The sequence below is a fragment of the Citrobacter sp. RHBSTW-00599 genome, from assembly GCF_013784065.1.
GTDB classification, from domain to species: Bacteria; Pseudomonadota; Gammaproteobacteria; order Enterobacterales; family Enterobacteriaceae; genus Citrobacter; species Citrobacter braakii.
In genome coordinates, this window is sequence record NZ_CP056717.1 from 506922 (window position 1) to 523449 (window position 16528).

A 16528-nucleotide genomic window follows, 5' to 3' on the forward strand; every position below is an offset into this window, starting at 1 on the left:
CGACAAAAAAGGATGCCATTGGGTTGTTATGCTTCATCCAGTCCACCTTCGGTGTCCGTGATGATTTGATACAACTCCTGGTCACTCTGTGCTGCGCGCAGGCGGCGGCAGATGGTTTTATCGGCCAGACGTTTGGCGACCAGCGACAACGTATGCAAATGCGTCTTGGTTTGGTCTGCCGGAACCAGCAGGGCGAAAAGCAGATCGACGGGTTGATTATCAATGGCGTCGAAAGCAATAGGCGTTTCAAGTTGCACAAACACGCCAACTGCGCGCATCGTGTCTTCTTCCAGCTTTCCGTGCGGGATAGCAATTCCATTACCGATGCCGGTACTGCCCATTTTTTCACGCGTCAGAATGGCTTCAAATACCACCTGAGAGGGCAAGCTGAGCTGTTTTGCCGCCAGTTCGCTGATGATTTCCAGCGCGCGTTTCTTGCTTTGGCAGTGAACGCCAGCGCGTGTACATTCCTGGTTAAGAACATTGCTCAGTTGTAGAGTCGTATCGTTATTTGTCATAATTTCACCTAAGCGCTAACTGTACAAATGGCCCGTTGTGCTACACAACAGGCCGTCCTGCACCCGCTAACTGCCCGGACAAGTTAGTGCTGTTTCAGTTTATCTTTATGTTTTGTTAACTGCCGAGCCAGTTTATCAATTAAACCGTCAATGGCGGCGTACATATCCTGACCTTCCGCGCTGGCATGAATTTCGCCACCGTTCACATGCAGTGTTGCATCCGAGATATGTGTCACCTTCTCCACTTTCAACACAATATAGACCTGATTAATCCGGTCGAAATATTGTTCTAGCTTGGCGAATTTTGTATTAACAAAATCGCGTAAGGCTTCAGTGATTTCGACGTTGTTTCCAGTGATGTTGAGCTGCATAGTGTCTTCCTTATCGGTTGGGTCAGACCAGCTGTTTGCGCTGGTTCGACGGCGGAATGGATAAAGACTCTCGGTACTTCGCAACAGTGCGGCGTGCCACCATGATACCCTGTTCTGACAGCATAGAGGTTAACTTGCTGTCACTCAGCGGTTTCGCGGGGTTTTCCGCAGCAATTAATTTCTTCACCAGTGCACGTATAGCTGTGGATGAGGCTTCGCCTCCGCCTTCAGTGTTAACGTGACTGGAAAAGAAATACTTCAATTCAAAAATGCCGCGCGGACTGTGCAGATACTTTTGCGTGGTCACTCGGGAAATGGTCGATTCGTGCATCTCGACGGCCTGGGCGATATCCGCCAGCACCATCGGTTTCATAAACTCTTCGCCTTGATCAAAGAAGGCTTGCTGCTGTTCAACGATACAGCGACTGACGCGCAGCAGCGTATCATTGCGACTTTCCAGGCTTTTAATCAGCCACTTTGCATCCTGCAGATTGCTACGAATAAACTGGCTGTCAGCGTCGTTGCGCGCGCTGTTGCACATGGCGGCGTAGTGCTGGTTAATCTGCAACCGTGGAATGCTGTCGCCGTTGAGTTCGACCACCCAGCGATCGTTATGCTTACGCACCAGTACATCCGGAATAACGTATTCTGGCTCCCCGGTCTGGATAGACTGCCCAGGTCTGGGGTCCAGGGACTGAATAAGATTGACGGCTTCTTTCAGCACATCTTCTTTCAGCCGGGTTACGCGCATCAGCGTGCGGAAGTCATGGTTGGCTAACAGATCGAGGTGATCGCTGATGATCAGGCGCGCTTCTTCCAGCCACGGCGTGGCTTTATCAAACTGGGAAAGTTGGATCAATAAGCAGTCGCGGAGATCTTTGGCCGCCACGCCCACGGGATCAAAACGCTGAATGCGTTTAAGCACGGCTTCGATTTCGTCCATGCCGACGTCGTCATCGCCCATGCTTTCGAGAATATCGTCCAGGGTTACGGTGAGATAACCGGTTTCGTCTACCGCATCAACAATGGATGTCGCAATTGCGCGATCGGTATCCGAGAACGGGGTCAGCTCCACTTGCCACATCAGGTAATCCTGCAGTGATTGCGTGGTCTCCCCCTGATACACAGGCAGTTCGTCGTCGATGTAATCCCCGCTGGTGCCAGAAGGTGTACCGGCGGTGTAAATTTCATCCCAACTGGCGTCAAGCGGCAGCTCCTCTGGCATCTCTTTTTGTTCGAGAGCATCTGCGGTGTCGAGGGATTCGCTGTCCTGTTTTTCCTGGGTATCAATTTCGTCGTGAAGATCGGTTTGCTCGAGCAGTGGGTTACTTTCCAGCGCTTGCTGAAGTTCTTGCTGAAGTTCCAGCGTGGACAGCTGCAACAGACGGATAGCCTGTTGTAGCTGAGGCGTCATCGCCAGTTGTTGGCTAAGCCTGAGTTGCAAACCTTGCTTCATGTTCAGAGTTGTTCTCTCCTGCGGTGACGTGAAGTCTTCTACCCTATCAGAGTCTGAAGTCTTCCCCAAGGTATACGCGTTTAACGTGCTCATCCTGCAGTATTTCTGTTGGCGTGCCATGCGCGATCAGGTGGCCCTGACTCACGATGTAGGCGCGCTCACACACTGCCAGCGTTTCGCGAACGTTATGGTCGGTAATCAGCACCCCAAGCCCGCTGTCGCGCAGGTGTTCGATGATCCGTTTGATATCAATAACGGAAATCGGGTCAACACCGGCAAACGGTTCATCCAGCAGGATAAATTTCGGATTCGCGGCCAGTGCGCGGGCGATCTCCACGCGGCGTCGTTCACCACCGGAGAGCGACTGCCCCATGCTGTCACGCAGGTGTTCGATGTGGAACTCTTCCATCAGCTCGTTGGCGCGATCTTCCCGCTGCTCGCTGGTAAGATCGTCACGAATTTGCAGCACCGCCATCAGGTTATCAAACACGCTCAGGCGACGGAAAATAGACGCTTCCTGCGGCAAGTAGCCGATGCCGCGACGCGCGCGCGCATGCAGAGGCAGTAGGCTGATGTCTTCGTCATCAATGATAATGTTGCCCGCATCACGTGGGACAATGCCGACCACCATGTAAAAGGTCGTTGTCTTGCCCGCACCGTTAGGACCGAGCAGACCGACGATCTCCCCGGAGTTGACGGTCAGACTGACATCTTCCACCACACGGCGGCCCTTATAGGCTTTTGCAAGGTTCTTTGCAGTTAATGTTGCCATAACGAATCAGTTACCTTTTTTCTCTGCCGGAGCCTTGTTTTTGTCCTGCAACTGCGACGGTACCAGAACGGTGGTGACGCGTTTGCCTTTATCGCTGAAGGCCTGCATTTTCTGCTCTTTCACCAGATAGGTGATCTTATCGCCTGTGATGTTGCTATCGAGCTGTTCCAGGTAAGCCTTACCGGTGAGAACGACGAAGTCTTTCGCCAGTTCATAATGCATGTGTGAGGCGTGGCCTTTAACTGGTTTACCGTTGTCCTGCATCTGGTAAAAGGTTGCAGGATTACCGTAGCCATCAATGACTTCTTTACCGTCTTCACCGCCAGGGCGGGTTACGACGACTTTATCGGCGTTAATTTTGATGGTGCCCTGAGTCACAATCACATTGCCAGTAAAGGTCACCACGTTGCCTTGCATATCAAGAGACTGCTGGTCCGACTCAATGTGAATCGGCTGCTCGGTATCGCCGGTGACGGCGAATGCCGGGATGCTGGCGGCCAGAAGTGAGCTGGCAAGCACAAGATTAAGGCTGAGTTTGTTTGTTTTGGATTTCATATGAGGTTCTAACCTTTTCAATCAGCTCGGCGTTCTTGCTGCGTAAGTTGCCGCGCATCTTCAGTCCGCTGGAGTTAAATGTTGTGCCATATAACGTGACGAGATCATCGGAAGTGACGTCTTGTGTCACCAGGTTAATCTGTGCGTTATCGGTCGTCATTCTGCGTAGTTGAGAGTCGGGCACCAGGGCGTTGACCTCAACATGGCCGTACAGATATAGCATCCGATCGTTGGTCAATTTGGCTTTATCAGCCTTGATCGTCCAGGTCGGTACTTTATCCTTATCAAATGTGGTTAATACCGGTTGAGTAAACCACGAAACCGCTTGTTCCGAATAATATTCAACGTTTTGCGCGATCAAGTGATAGCTCAGTGCGCCTTCGGGACTATACACAACGGTATCAGTATGTTCGCTCTTATAGGTTGGCTCGTTGTTATTTACGACGACCTCAGCGGTGTCGTCTTTGTCTGCCAGATTAATACCAATCATCACAAGGACAGCCAGCGACAGTAGAATGATAACCCAACGTCTGGTTTTGCTCATATCGATTGCCCTTTGGCCTCGTCCAGTTTGCCCTGCGCCAGGAGTAATAAATCGCAGACTTCACGTACCGCGCCGCGTCCCCCATCGATGCGGGTGACATAATCGGCCCGGGGGATCAGCAAAGGATGAGCATCCGCCACCGCCACGCTTAATCCCACTTGTGCCATCACCGGCCAGTCGATCAGATCATCGCCAACGTACGCAACATTTTCAGGAGCGATCGCCAGTTTGCTAAGGAGATCGTTAAAGGCGACCAGTTTGTCTGACTGCCCCTGATACAAATGCGTGATCCCCAATGTGGCACAGCGATCTTCTACAAGTTTAGCCTTTCGTCCGGTAATAATGGCAACCTCGATACCGGAAGTGAGCGCACAGCGAATTCCGTAACCATCGCGGACGTTAAAAGCCTTCAGCTCTTCACCGTTGTTGCCCATATAAATCAGACCATCAGACAGTACGCCATCCACATCCAGGATCAGCAAACGGATGTTCTCTGCCCGGGTGATAACGTCTGTGCTGACGGGTCCATAACAGGTCGCAAGCGACGCACCTGCTTTACTCATTTTCTTTATCCTTGAGTTTCTTACACTACACCTGCACGCAGCAGATCATGCATATGTAACACACCAAGTAACCGGTCGCCATCAGCAACCATAACCGAGGTGATATGGCGGGACTGCATTAAGTTCAGGGCATCGACGGCAAGAATGCCCGGACGCACGCGAATGCCGCCAGGGGTCATCACATCGGCAATGCCTAACTGGCGAACATCAACGCCCATATCGAAGACGCGACGTAAATCGCCATCGGTGAAAATACCGTCAATCTTCATGTCATCATCGCAAATGACGGTCATGCCGAGATTTTTACGCGTGATCTCAAGTAAGGCGTCACGCAGGCTGGCGCTTTTAGTCACATGCGGGATCTCATCGCCCGTATGCATAATATCGTTAACGCGCAGTAAAAGCTTACGGCCTAGTGCGCCACCGGGATGAGATAACGCAAAATCTTCCGCGGTAAAGCCACGCGCTTTTAATAATGCTACGGCTAGCGCATCGCCCATCACCAGCGTTGCGGTCGTGCTGCTGGTCGGCGCCAGACCTAACGGGCAAGCTTCCTTGGGCACTTTAACACACAGATGCACATCTGCCGCACGCGCCATGCTGCTTTCCGGACGACCGGTCATGCAGATAAGCGGTACATGAAGACGTTTTAACACCGGGATTAACGCCGCTATCTCATTGGATTCACCGGAGTTAGAGATGGCGATGACTACATCCTGCGGCGAGACCATGCCCAGATCGCCATGTGCGGCTTCGCCTGGATGCACGAAAAATGAGGGGGTGCCGGTGCTGGCAAATGTGGCTGCCATTTTCCGCCCGATATGTCCAGATTTCCCCATCCCCATCACTACAACTTTGCCCGGGCAGCTGAATATTTTCTCGCAGGCGAGAGTAAAATTTTGGTTGATGTACTGATCAAGCTCCGCCAGGCCTTCACGTTCAATTGCCAGGACTTCCTTGCCTGCTTGCTGAAAGTCAAAACCCGGTTGCAACTCTAAGTGCGACATAATGCGTTTCCAGTTATCCAACGAGAAGTGGCGATAACCAATACAGCATCGCCAGCCATATGATAAAACCGCCGGTCAGCAGCGCACCCGCGCCGCGACCAATCTGGCGCGGACGTCGCCAGCAGAGTAGTGCAAAAATTACGCTCACCAGCAGCATGACGCTATAGTCACGGGTGAAGGCCATCGGATTGACTTCCCCCGGCGTAATCAGCGCCGGCAGTCCGAGGACGATAACAATATTAAAAATGTTCGCGCCGATGATGTTGCCGACGGCAATATCGTTTTCACCTTTACGCAGACCCGCAATTGCCGTTGCCAGCTCCGGCAGGCTGGTACCAATGGCGACAACCGTCAGCCCGATGGTGAGTTCGCTCATGGCGAAGTAGTTCGCCAGTACGGTTGCGTTATCTACCACCATACGCGTTGCCATTGGCATAATAATTAGCGCAATACCCAACCACAAAAACGCGACCGGTAACCCGCCTTCGCGCGGCAGTTCCGCGATTTGCTCGCGGGTCAGGCTGTCGTTACCTTGTCGCTCAGCCAGACGGGCGATTTTAACAATGAATAACAGCCATAGCACGGCCAGAAGCAGAAGAAAGAAACCATCGCTGCGACTCAATTGCCCGTCATACAGGACCGATGCGGCTAAGATGCTTACCAGCAACATTAGCGGTAATTCACGACGCAGAACATCAGAATGCACGGTAAAAGGATGAATCAGCGCCGACAGGCCTAAAATAAGCAGAATGTTGGTAATGTTAGAGCCGATGGCGGTACCGACGGCTAAATCAAGCTGCCCGTTCATCGATGCGGCAACGGAGACAATTATCTCGGGTAACGATGTACCAATGCTGACCACGGTCATCCCGATGATAATGGGGGGAATACCGAAGTTTCGACATAAAATGGATGCGGCAAATACCAGTCGGTCGGCACCGTAGACCACCAGAAGTAAACCAATTATTAACAGCGCCGTCGCTAAAAGCATCTAAAGTCCTTTCTTCAGGTATACTCGCCGGTCCACTTGAAGGATTTCTGGAAGCCGTCACGAATTCTTAATTTTGACTTTATGCGGCTAAAAAGTAAAACAAATGCCAGCTTTCGCTAACCAGGACAGGTAATAATCTGTAAATATGTTGGGTTCAGGGCTAAATTGAGCGCCAAACTCTTCGATCAACGAGGCAATAGTAAAGGATGAATCAATGGGTCAGTCTGTGGCGAATCTAATCGATATGCGCGATGTCAGCTTTTCCCGAGGCGACCGCTGCATCTTTGATAATATTTCCCTGACGGTGCCGCGTGGTAAGGTGACGGCGATCATGGGGCCATCAGGCATCGGCAAAACGACGCTGTTGCGTCTGATCGGCGGACAAATCTCCCCCGATAAGGGCGAGATCCTGTTTGACGGCGAAAATGTCCCGGCCATGTCCCGTTCGCGTTTATTTACCGTGCGTAAGCGCATGAGCATGCTATTCCAGTCTGGTGCGCTGTTTACTGATATGAATGTGTTTGACAACGTTGCATACCCGTTGCGCGAGCATACAACGCTGCCTGCGCCGCTGCTGAAAAGCACGGTAATGATGAAGCTCGAGGCCGTTGGCCTGCGGGGCGCGGCAAAATTAATGCCTTCTGAATTATCCGGTGGGATGGCGCGTCGTGCCGCGTTAGCACGTGCTATCGCGCTGGAGCCAGACCTTATTATGTTTGATGAGCCGTTCGTCGGCCAGGATCCCATCACCATGGGCGTGCTGGTGAAGCTGATTTCTGAACTGAACAGCGCACTGGGCGTCACCTGCGTGGTGGTTTCCCATGATGTGCCAGAAGTGCTGAGTATTGCGGATTACGCCTATATTATGGCGGACAAAAAAATAGTGGCCTACGGTAGTGCTCAGGCGCTGCAAGAAAATGCCGATCCGCGTGTGCGTCAGTTCCTCGATGGCATTGCCGATGGACCGGTTCCGTTCCGTTACCCGGCGGGCGACTACCACATCGATTTACTCAAAACAGGGAGTTAAGCCACCCATGTTGTTAAATGCGCTGGCATCACTCGGACATCGGGGAATAAAAACCCTCAGGACGTTCGGGCGAGCCGGATTAATGTTGTTCAATGCAGTTGTCGGCAAGCCGGAGTTTCGCAAACATGCGCCGCTGCTGATACGCCAGCTCTATAATGTCGGTGTCTTATCGATGCTGATCATTATTGTTTCTGGCGTGTTCATCGGCATGGTGCTGGGGTTGCAGGGATACCTGGTGCTGACGACCTACAGTGCGGAAACCAGCCTCGGTATGCTGGTGGCGCTGTCATTGCTACGTGAGCTGGGGCCGGTGGTTGCGGCGCTGTTGTTTGCCGGGCGGGCCGGATCGGCCTTAACCGCAGAGATTGGCCTGATGCGGGCGACCGAGCAGCTTTCCAGCCTGGAAATGATGGCCGTCGATCCACTGCGCCGAGTGATCTCCCCGCGTTTTTGGGCCGGTGTCATTTCATTGCCGCTGCTGACGATTATATTTGTCGCGGTAGGGATCTGGGGTGGGTCGTTGGTTGGCGTAAGCTGGAAAGGTATTGATGCAGGCTTTTTCTGGTCGGCTATGCAAAATGCCGTCGACTGGCGTCTGGATCTGGTCAACTGCCTGATTAAGAGCGTGGTGTTTGCCATTACGGTCACCTGGATTGCATTGTTCAATGGTTATGATGCTATCCCGACCTCTGCCGGGATTAGCCGGGCAACGACACGCACCGTAGTGCACGCCTCTCTTGCCGTTCTGGGGCTGGATTTTGTGCTGACCGCACTGATGTTTGGGAATTGAGTTCATGCAAACGAAAAAAAATGAAATTTGGGTCGGGTTATTCCTGCTGGTTGCGCTGCTGGCCGCGCTGTTTGTCTGCCTGAAGGCGGCGAACGTCACCTCAATGCGTACTGAACCGACTTATACGATTTATGCGACCTTTGATAATATCGGCGGTCTGAGAGAGCGCTCTCCGGTGCGGATTGGCGGGGTCGTGGTAGGACGCGTATCGGACATATCGTTAGATCAGAAAACGTACCTGCCGCGCGTGACGCTGGAAATTGAATCGCGTTTTAACCATATTCCTGACACCAGTTCTCTGAGCATCCGTACTTCCGGTCTGTTGGGCGAACAGTATCTGGCATTGAACGTAGGTTTTGAAGATCCTGAGCTGGGAACGTCTATCCTCAAAGATGGCGGTACGATTCAGGACACGAAATCTGCGATGGTGCTGGAAGATATGATTGGTCAGTTCCTTTACAACAGCAACAGTAAAGGTGATGACAATAAGAATTCTGGCGATGCGCCAGCCGCAACTGAAGGCAATAATGAAGCCACTACGCCTGCGGGCGCAACGAAATAATCTCAGGAGAATCGACGTATGTTTAAACGATTGATGATGGTGGCTATGCTGGTGATTGCTCCACTTAGCGCGGCAACCGCAGCGGACCAGACGAACCCGTACAAACTGATGGATGAGGCGGCGCAGAAGACGTTTGACCGTCTGAAGAACGAGCAACCTAAAATCCGTTCCAACCCGGATTACCTGCGTCAGGTGGTCGATCAGGAACTGCTGCCTTACGTGCAGGTTAAGTATGCAGGCGCACTGGTACTGGGCCGCTACTACAAAGATGCGACACCGGCTCAGCGTGACGCCTATTTTGCCGCATTCCGTGAATATCTGAAGCAGGCTTACGGTCAGGCGCTGGCGATGTACCACGGCCAGACCTATCAGATTGCCCCTGAGCAGCCGCTGGGTGATGCGACCATCGTGCCTATCCGCGTAACCATCATCGATCCAAACGGTCGTCCTCCGGTACGTCTGGATTTCCAGTGGCGTAAAAATTCCCAGACGGGTAACTGGCAGGCGTATGACATGATTGCTGAAGGCGTAAGTATGATCACCACCAAACAGAATGAGTGGAGCGACCTGCTGCGTACGAAAGGTATTGATGGCCTGACGGCACAGCTGAAATCTATTTCTCAGCAGAAAATCACGCTGGAAGAGAAAAAATAATGACGCAGTCACTCACCTGGATGCGTGAAGGCGACAAGCTGGTGCTGGTGGGAGAGCTGGATCAGGACGTGTTAAACCCATTATGGGATGCGCGAGTTGAGGCGATGAAAGGGGTATCCTGCATCGACCTGAACCAGATTTCCCGGGTGGATACCGGTGGTCTGGCATTACTGCTGCACCTGATTAATGAGGGCAAGCAGCAGGGGAACAGCGTTTCGCTCGCTGGCGTTAACGATAAAGTGTACACGCTGGCGCAGCTTTACAATTTGCCTGACGACGTTCTTCCGCGTTAATTTTTGTAAGCCGGATAAGGTCTTGTGCCGCCATCCGGCAAATCCTCTGTGGGGGATCTGCCACTAAAGCCTTGTCTGATTTATCAGCGGGGCTTTTTGCTTATTTATGACAGCGCCACTTTGCTCTAAGATGTTGGGCTGTTTTCACTATCTGACGAATGAAGAGCCCATGGAAAATAATGAAATTCAGAGCGTGCTGATGAATGCACTCTCCCTCCAGGAAGTCCACGTTTCTGGCGACGGCAGTCACTTTCAGGTTATTGCCGTGGGTGAGATGTTTGAAGGCATGAGCCGGGTCAAGAAACAGCAATCGGTCTATGGCCCGTTGATGGAGTACATTGCGGACAACCGCATTCATGCCGTGTCGATTAAGGCGTTTACTCCAGCGGAATGGGCGCGCGATCGCAAACTTAACGGTTTTTGAGCTACGGGTGATATGCCGGTAGCGAAGATAAATTCTTAACAGAGAACAGAATAATGGATAAATTTCGTGTTCAGGGGCCAACCAAGCTCCAGGGCGAAGTCACAATTTCAGGCGCTAAAAACGCCGCGCTGCCGATCCTGTTTGCGGCGCTGCTGGCTGAAGAACCTGTAGAGATCCAGAACGTCCCGAAACTGAAGGATGTTGACACCTCAATGAAGCTGCTGAGCCAGTTGGGGGCGAAAGTTGAGCGTAATGGTTCTGTGCACATTGATGCGCGTGACGTGAACGTCTTCTGTGCGCCGTACGATCTGGTCAAAACCATGCGTGCATCCATCTGGGCGCTTGGGCCACTGGTTGCCCGCTTTGGCCAGGGCCAGGTTTCACTGCCGGGCGGCTGCACCATCGGCGCGCGTCCGGTTGACCTGCACATTACTGGTCTGGAGCAGTTAGGCGCGACTATTAAGCTTGAAGAAGGCTATGTGAAAGCGTCCGTTGATGGCCGCCTGAAAGGCGCGCATATCGTCATGGACAAAGTGAGCGTCGGCGCGACGGTCACTATCATGTGCGCAGCAACGCTTGCCGAAGGCACTACCATCATCGAAAACGCCGCGCGTGAACCGGAGATCGTGGATACCGCGAACTTCCTGATTGCGCTGGGCGCAAAAATCACAGGCCAGGGTACCGATCGTATTACCATCGAAGGCGTTGAGCGCCTCGGCGGCGGTGTGTATCGCGTTCTGCCTGACCGCATCGAAACCGGTACTTTCCTGGTCGCAGCGGCAATTTCTCGCGGCAAAATTATCTGTCGTAATGCACAACCTGACACGCTGGATGCCGTTCTGGCGAAGCTGCGTGATGCGGGAGCGGATATCGAAGTCGGTGACGACTGGATCAGCCTGGACATGCACGGTAAACGTCCGAAAGCGGTCAATGTGCGCACGGCACCGCACCCGGCGTTCCCTACCGATATGCAGGCCCAGTTCACGTTGCTGAACCTGGTGGCAGAAGGGACGGGTTTCATCACGGAAACCGTGTTTGAGAACCGCTTTATGCACGTGCCTGAGCTGAGCCGTATGGGCGCTCACGCAGAAATCGAAAGCAATACCGTGATTTGCCACGGCGTGGAAACGCTCTCCGGCGCACAGGTTATGGCGACCGATCTGCGCGCATCTGCAAGCCTCGTGCTGGCAGGGTGTATTGCTGAAGGTACGACGGTAGTCGATCGTATTTATCACATCGATCGCGGCTATGAGCGCATCGAAGATAAACTGCGCGCGCTGGGTGCAAACATTGAGCGCGTGAAAGGCGAGTAATCGTCTACGTCTCTTGTAACCCCCAGTTCTGTGAACCGGGGGTTACTACTCATCAGTGTTCATTCAGGATTCTGTTTCTCTTTGCGTCCCCTCATCATCCGCGTTCTGTCGATAAACTCATGTGTTTTTGCATCGTGATAGCGTGACGGCCAAATCACCCACGGGTCGGTTCCCAACGATCGGGCGATAATCAACTCACCTTTTGGCCATGGGCGTGTTAACGCATTGGCCAGCGTTGATGAGCTTAATCCATTTTTACGTGATTCAGCGGCCATTGAGGTCCCTTTCTTGCGCAGTCCGGCGATGATATCGGCCGGATGCCAGTCAATCAGCTTGTTTTCCATAAACTCATCTCTCCTTTGGTTATCGACTTATGGTTCCACGATCGGTTGTGGAGACACTATAACGCCCGGAGAAAGAATGTTCTAAAATGTTCATGTAAAGTGTGAGTATATTCAGAATATGCCAAATTTATGCGAAGGTTGCTGGAGAGGGGGACGTGTTTATTGGAATTTATAAAATCATCCCGTGCAGGGCACGGGATGATGAAAGATGCCGCAGGGTATTAACGGTCGCGCTGTACGGCGATATGCGCCAGACCAATCAGCGCTTCTCTCCACGGCGTATCAGGCAGTACCTGCAGCGCAGCGATGGCCTTATCAGCCTCTTCTTCTGCACGTTGGCGAGTCCACTCCAGGGAACCACAGGCGTTCATCGCTTCCAGAACAGGCTCCAGAAGGTGACGGCCATTACCCTGCTCAATAGCCTGGCGGATCATTTGTGCTTGTTCAGGGGTGCCGTGGCGCATGGCATGCAGCAGCGGCAGCGTTGGTTTACCCTCGTTGAGGTCATCACCGACGTTTTTACCCAGTTGCTCACCATCCGCGTTGTAATCCAGCAAATCGTCAATTAACTGGAAAGCAGTACCGAGATAACGGCCATAATCCTGCAACCCTTTCTCTTGTTCTTCGCTGCAACCAGCCAGAATGCCAGAGCATTGGGCAGCCGCTTCAAACAAACGCGCGGTCTTACTGTAGATAACGCGCATATAGTTTTCTTCAGTGATGTCCGGGTCGTTGACGTTCATCAACTGCAAGACTTCACCTTCGGCGATAACGTTGACCGCTTTCGACATGACTTCCAGCACTTTCAGCGAACCGAGGCTGGTCATCATCTGAAAAGCGCGGGTATAGATAAAATCGCCGACCAGCACGCTGGCCGCATTGCCAAACGCCGCATTCGCCGTGGCTTTTCCGCGGCGCATGTCGGACTCATCCACAACATCGTCGTGCAACAGGGTCGCGGTGTGGATAAACTCGATGAGGGCTGCAATCGTAACGTGCGCATTTTCCTGGTAGCCAACTGCACGCGCGGCGAGTACGGCGATCATTGGGCGAATGCGTTTTCCGCCGCCGCTAACGATGTAGTACCCCAGTTGATTGATCAGCTGCACGTCGGAATTGAGCTGTTCAAGGATTGTCGCATTGACCCCCGCCATATCTTGCGCGGTTAACTCATTGATTTTTTCTAAATTCATCGCAAAAGCCGGGCTTCTCGCCCCGATTACCTCACTGTATCGGAAGGTAACGTCGGGTTTAGGGTTATAAATATATGCTGATTGTACTGAAAAAACGCCATAGATAAACGTTACCGTACATGTTGTGTTTTTTTTCTTCATGTATTGACGTAGCACTTGTCAAAGGCTCGCGTTTTGCGTAATATTCGCGCCCTATTGTGAATATTTATAGCGCACTCTGAATCATCAAAAAGGTGTGCGCGGAAGCGGAGTTTTTTATGTACGCGGTTTTCCAAAGTGGTGGTAAACAACACCGAGTAAGCGAAGGTCAGACCGTTCGCCTGGAAAAGCTGGACATCGCAACTGGCGAATCTGTTGAATTCGCAGAAGTTCTGATGATCGCAAACGGTGAAGAAGTCAAAATCGGCGTTCCTTTCGTTGATGGCGGCGTTATCAAAGCTGAAGTTGTTGCTCACGGTCGTGGCGAGAAAGTTAAAATTGTTAAGTTTCGTCGTCGTAAACACTACCGTAAGCAGCAGGGCCATCGTCAGTGGTTCACTGATGTAAAAATCACTGGCATCAGCGCTTAAGTTAAGGGGAGCAGATTAAATGGCACATAAAAAGGCTGGCGGCTCGACTCGTAACGGTCGCGATTCAGAAGCTAAACGTCTGGGCGTAAAACGCTTCGGCGGTGAAACAGTTCTGGCTGGTAGCATCATCGTTCGTCAACGTGGTACTAAATTCCACGCTGGCTCCAACGTTGGTTGCGGCAAAGACCACACTCTGTTTGCTAAAGCAGACGGTAAAGTGAAATTTGAAGTGAAAGGCCCGAAAAACCGTAAATTCATCAGCATCGTTGCTGAATAAGTTTTTCGCGTCCCGGTAACGGATAAAAGCCCCGCAACACGTTGCGGGGCTTTTTACATTCGACGGCCGGTAAATACGCTCGTCGCGCCGTGATAACCCGGAAACGAGCCCTTGCAGGGAATACGGCATGAAGCAGCAGGCAGGTATTGGTATTCTGTTAGCACTCACAACGGCAGTATGTTGGGGCGCTTTGCCAATAGCGATGAAGCAAGTGCTGGAGGTGATGGAGCCTCCTACCGTGGTGTTCTACCGTTTTTTAATGGCAAGCATTGGCCTTGGCGCTATTCTTGCGGTTAAAAAAAAGCTCCCTCCGTTGCGTATTTTTCGCAAAGCGCGTTGGCTGATCCTGTTGGCTATCGCTACCGGTGGGTTGTTCGGTAACTTCATTCTGTTTAGTTCATCCTTGCAATATTTGAGCCCAACGGCTTCGCAGGTTATCGGTCAGCTGTCACCGGTTGGTATGATGATTGCCAGCGTCTTTATCCTAAAAGAAAAGATGCGCGGTACGCAGGTGATTGGCGCCATTATGCTTCTGAGCGGCCTGGTTCTGTTTTTTAATACCAGTCTGATCGAAATTTTTACCCGTCTCACCGATTACACCTGGGGCGTTATCTTTGGTGTTGGTGCGGCGATGGTCTGGGTGAGCTATGGGGTCGCGCAAAAGGTGTTATTGCGCCGCCTGGCATCACCGCAGATCCTGTTTTTACTGTACACTTTATGTACGATTGCGTTGTTGCCGTTGGCTAAACCCGGTGTCATCACGCAGCTCAGTGACTGGCAGCTGGCATGCCTTGTATTCTGCGGCCTGAATACGCTGGTAGGATACGGTGCTCTCGCGGAAGCGATGGCGCGTTGGCAGGCGGCACAGGTGAGCGCCATTATTACGCTCACTCCGCTGTTTACGTTGTTATTTTCAGATTTATTATCACTGGCCTGGCCCGATTTCTTCGCCAGACCGATGCTAAACCTATTAGGTTATCTCGGTGCGTTTATCGTGGTTGCGGGCGCGATGTATTCCGCCATTGGTCATCGAATTTGGGGCGGTTTACGTAAGCATGAAACGGTGGTTTCGCAGCCCCGCTCAGGCGAATGATTTACGGAGAGTAAAATGAAGTTTGTTGATGAAGCATCGATTCTGGTCGTTGCAGGTGATGGCGGTAATGGTTGCGTCAGCTTCCGCCGCGAAAAGTACATCCCAAAAGGCGGTCCGGACGGTGGAGACGGTGGTGATGGTGGTGACGTTTGGCTGGAAGCCGACGAAAACCTTAACACGCTGATCGATTACCGTTTTGAAAAATCATTCCGCGCGGAACGTGGACAGAATGGCGCGAGCCGTGATTGCACCGGCAAGCGTGGTAAAGATGTCACGATTAAAGTGCCTGTAGGTACGCGTGTTATCGATCAGGGCACGGGCGAAACCATGGGCGACATGACCAAACACGGTCAGCGTCTGATGGTCGCTAAAGGCGGCTGGCACGGTCTGGGCAACACCCGTTTCAAATCCTCGGTCAACCGTACTCCGCGTCAGAAAACGATGGGTACACCGGGCGATAAACGCGATCTGATGCTGGAGCTGATGCTGCTGGCGGACGTCGGGATGCTGGGCATGCCAAACGCCGGTAAATCGACGTTTATCCGTGCGGTGTCCGCGGCGAAGCCGAAAGTCGCTGACTATCCGTTCACCACTCTGGTTCCGAGCCTGGGTGTGGTGCGTATGGACAACGAAAAGAGCTTCGTGGTTGCCGACATTCCGGGTCTGATTGAAGGCGCGGCTGAAGGCGCAGGCTTGGGTATCCGCTTCCTGAAACACCTGGAACGCTGCCGCGTACTGCTACACCTCATTGATATCGATCCGATTGACGGTTCCGATCCGGTTGAAAATGCCCGTATCATTATTGGCGAGCTTGAGAAATACAGCCAGGATCTGGCGTCTAAACCGCGTTGGTTAGTGTTCAACAAAATTGATTTGCTGGACAAGGCTGAAGCGGAAGAGAAAGCGAAAGCGATCGCCGAAGCGTTAGGCTGGGAAGGTAAATATTACCTGATCTCCGCCGCCAGCCAGTTGGGCGTGAAGGATCTCTGCTGGGATGTGATGACCTTTATCATCGAGAACCCGATTGTTCAGGCTGAAGAAGCGAAACAGCCAGAGAAAGTCGAGTTCATGTGGGATGATTATCACCGCCAGCAACTCGCTGAAGTCGAAGACGAAGCAGAAGATGACTGGGATGACGATTGGGACGAAGACGACGAAGAAGGCGTTGAGTTCATCTACAAGCGTTAATCACATTAAAAACCCCGGCCATGT

22 protein-coding genes are annotated in these 16528 nt (G+C 52.3%); 11 read left to right on the forward strand and 11 right to left on the reverse strand.

Features of this window, described 5'->3' with window-relative positions; all coding sequences use genetic code 11:
- Positions 1 to 26: 26 nt before the first annotated feature.
- From ptsN to HV243_RS02485, 9 genes are all read right to left on the reverse strand, one after another.
- A complete protein-coding gene (ptsN, locus tag HV243_RS02445) occupies positions 27 to 518 on the reverse strand; it encodes a PTS IIA-like nitrogen regulatory protein PtsN (protein WP_016154690.1) in 492 nt (163 codons plus the stop codon).
- Between the two features lie 83 nt (positions 519 to 601).
- Positions 602 to 889, reverse strand: coding sequence for a ribosome hibernation promoting factor (gene hpf / locus HV243_RS02450; RefSeq protein WP_003025078.1), 288 nt, complete (start codon positions 887 to 889; stop codon positions 602 to 604).
- Between the two features lie 22 nt (positions 890 to 911).
- Positions 912 to 2345 (reverse strand): RNA polymerase factor sigma-54, encoded by a 1434-nt coding sequence (gene rpoN, locus HV243_RS02455; RefSeq protein ID WP_016154689.1) that lies wholly within the window; start codon positions 2343 to 2345, stop codon positions 912 to 914.
- Positions 2346 to 2391: 46 nt separating this feature from the next.
- Positions 2392 to 3117, reverse strand: coding sequence for an LPS export ABC transporter ATP-binding protein (gene lptB / locus HV243_RS02460; RefSeq protein ID WP_003025073.1), 726 nt, complete (start codon positions 3115 to 3117; stop codon positions 2392 to 2394).
- 6 nt (positions 3118 to 3123) lie between these two features.
- Positions 3124 to 3672, reverse strand: coding sequence for a lipopolysaccharide ABC transporter substrate-binding protein LptA (gene lptA / locus HV243_RS02465; RefSeq protein WP_047358523.1), 549 nt, complete (start codon positions 3670 to 3672; stop codon positions 3124 to 3126).
- Positions 3641 to 4216, reverse strand: coding sequence for an LPS export ABC transporter periplasmic protein LptC (gene lptC / locus HV243_RS02470; protein ID WP_047358522.1), 576 nt, complete (start codon positions 4214 to 4216; stop codon positions 3641 to 3643). Before lptC ends, lptA begins: the two co-directional genes overlap by 32 nt.
- Positions 4213 to 4779, reverse strand: coding sequence for a 3-deoxy-manno-octulosonate-8-phosphatase KdsC (kdsC, locus tag HV243_RS02475; protein WP_046276014.1), 567 nt, complete (start codon positions 4777 to 4779; stop codon positions 4213 to 4215). The genes lptC and kdsC overlap by 4 nt, the downstream gene beginning before the upstream one ends.
- Positions 4780 to 4799: 20 nt before the next feature.
- Entirely contained in the window at positions 4800 to 5786 is a 987-nt protein-coding gene (kdsD, locus tag HV243_RS02480; RefSeq protein ID WP_016154685.1) for an arabinose-5-phosphate isomerase KdsD, read from the reverse strand.
- A 13-nt stretch (positions 5787 to 5799) separates the two neighbouring features.
- Positions 5800 to 6777 carry a calcium/sodium antiporter gene (locus HV243_RS02485; RefSeq protein WP_016154684.1) on the reverse strand — a complete coding sequence of 326 codons (978 nt, stop codon included), beginning with the start codon at positions 6775 to 6777 and terminating at the stop codon, positions 5800 to 5802.
- Positions 6778 to 6991: 214 nt separating this feature from the next.
- Here HV243_RS02485 and mlaF point away from each other — a divergent pair, with 214 nt between their 5' ends.
- The 7 genes from mlaF (at position 6992) to murA (ending at position 11840) form a co-directional block, all read left to right on the forward strand.
- The gene (gene mlaF / locus HV243_RS02490; protein ID WP_016154683.1) at positions 6992 to 7804 is read left to right on the forward strand and encodes a phospholipid ABC transporter ATP-binding protein MlaF; all 813 of its coding nucleotides are present in this window, start codon (positions 6992 to 6994) and stop codon (positions 7802 to 7804) included.
- Between the two features lie 7 nt (positions 7805 to 7811).
- Complete coding sequence (gene mlaE / locus HV243_RS02495; protein ID WP_003025053.1) at positions 7812 to 8594, forward strand: lipid asymmetry maintenance ABC transporter permease subunit MlaE; 783 nt, start codon at positions 7812 to 7814, stop codon at positions 8592 to 8594.
- Positions 8595 to 8598: 4 nt separating this feature from the next.
- Positions 8599 to 9156 carry an outer membrane lipid asymmetry maintenance protein MlaD gene (mlaD, locus tag HV243_RS02500; protein ID WP_016154682.1) on the forward strand — a complete coding sequence of 186 codons (558 nt, stop codon included), beginning with the start codon at positions 8599 to 8601 and terminating at the stop codon, positions 9154 to 9156.
- A gap of 18 nt (positions 9157 to 9174) precedes the next feature.
- Positions 9175 to 9810 carry a phospholipid-binding protein MlaC gene (gene mlaC, locus HV243_RS02505; protein ID WP_016154681.1) on the forward strand — a complete coding sequence of 212 codons (636 nt, stop codon included), beginning with the start codon at positions 9175 to 9177 and terminating at the stop codon, positions 9808 to 9810.
- Positions 9810 to 10103, forward strand: a complete 294-nt coding sequence (gene mlaB, locus HV243_RS02510) for a lipid asymmetry maintenance protein MlaB (RefSeq protein ID WP_016154680.1) — start codon at positions 9810 to 9812, stop codon at positions 10101 to 10103. The genes mlaC and mlaB overlap by 1 nt, the downstream gene beginning before the upstream one ends.
- Before the next feature lie 169 nt (positions 10104 to 10272).
- Positions 10273 to 10527 carry a BolA family iron metabolism protein IbaG gene (gene ibaG / locus HV243_RS02515; RefSeq protein WP_003025040.1) on the forward strand — a complete coding sequence of 85 codons (255 nt, stop codon included), beginning with the start codon at positions 10273 to 10275 and terminating at the stop codon, positions 10525 to 10527.
- Between the two features lie 53 nt (positions 10528 to 10580).
- Complete coding sequence (gene murA, locus HV243_RS02520) at positions 10581 to 11840, forward strand: UDP-N-acetylglucosamine 1-carboxyvinyltransferase (protein WP_003839949.1); 1260 nt, start codon at positions 10581 to 10583, stop codon at positions 11838 to 11840.
- A gap of 59 nt (positions 11841 to 11899) precedes the next feature.
- On the opposite strand, the gene sfsB is transcribed toward murA, so the two are convergent.
- Both sfsB and ispB read right to left on the reverse strand, forming a co-directional pair.
- Positions 11900 to 12184, reverse strand: a complete 285-nt coding sequence (sfsB, locus tag HV243_RS02525; RefSeq protein WP_016154679.1) for a DNA-binding transcriptional regulator SfsB — start codon at positions 12182 to 12184, stop codon at positions 11900 to 11902.
- Between the two features lie 221 nt (positions 12185 to 12405).
- The gene (gene ispB, locus HV243_RS02530; protein ID WP_019077785.1) at positions 12406 to 13377 is read right to left on the reverse strand and encodes an octaprenyl diphosphate synthase; all 972 of its coding nucleotides are present in this window, start codon (positions 13375 to 13377) and stop codon (positions 12406 to 12408) included.
- A gap of 257 nt (positions 13378 to 13634) precedes the next feature.
- On the opposite strand from ispB, the gene rplU reads away from it, so the two are divergent.
- From rplU to cgtA, 4 genes are all read left to right on the forward strand, one after another.
- Entirely contained in the window at positions 13635 to 13946 is a 312-nt protein-coding gene (gene rplU, locus HV243_RS02535; protein WP_003025032.1) for a 50S ribosomal protein L21, read from the forward strand.
- Positions 13947 to 13965: 19 nt separating this feature from the next.
- On the forward strand, positions 13966 to 14223 hold the full coding sequence (gene rpmA, locus HV243_RS02540; protein ID WP_003025030.1) for a 50S ribosomal protein L27: 258 nt from the start codon (positions 13966 to 13968) through the stop codon (positions 14221 to 14223).
- 127 nt (positions 14224 to 14350) lie between these two features.
- Positions 14351 to 15316, forward strand: coding sequence for a DMT family transporter (locus HV243_RS02545; protein WP_016154677.1), 966 nt, complete (start codon positions 14351 to 14353; stop codon positions 15314 to 15316).
- A gap of 15 nt (positions 15317 to 15331) precedes the next feature.
- The gene (gene cgtA / locus HV243_RS02550; RefSeq protein ID WP_016154676.1) at positions 15332 to 16504 is read left to right on the forward strand and encodes an Obg family GTPase CgtA; all 1173 of its coding nucleotides are present in this window, start codon (positions 15332 to 15334) and stop codon (positions 16502 to 16504) included.
- The last annotated feature ends 24 nt before the right edge of the window (positions 16505 to 16528 follow it).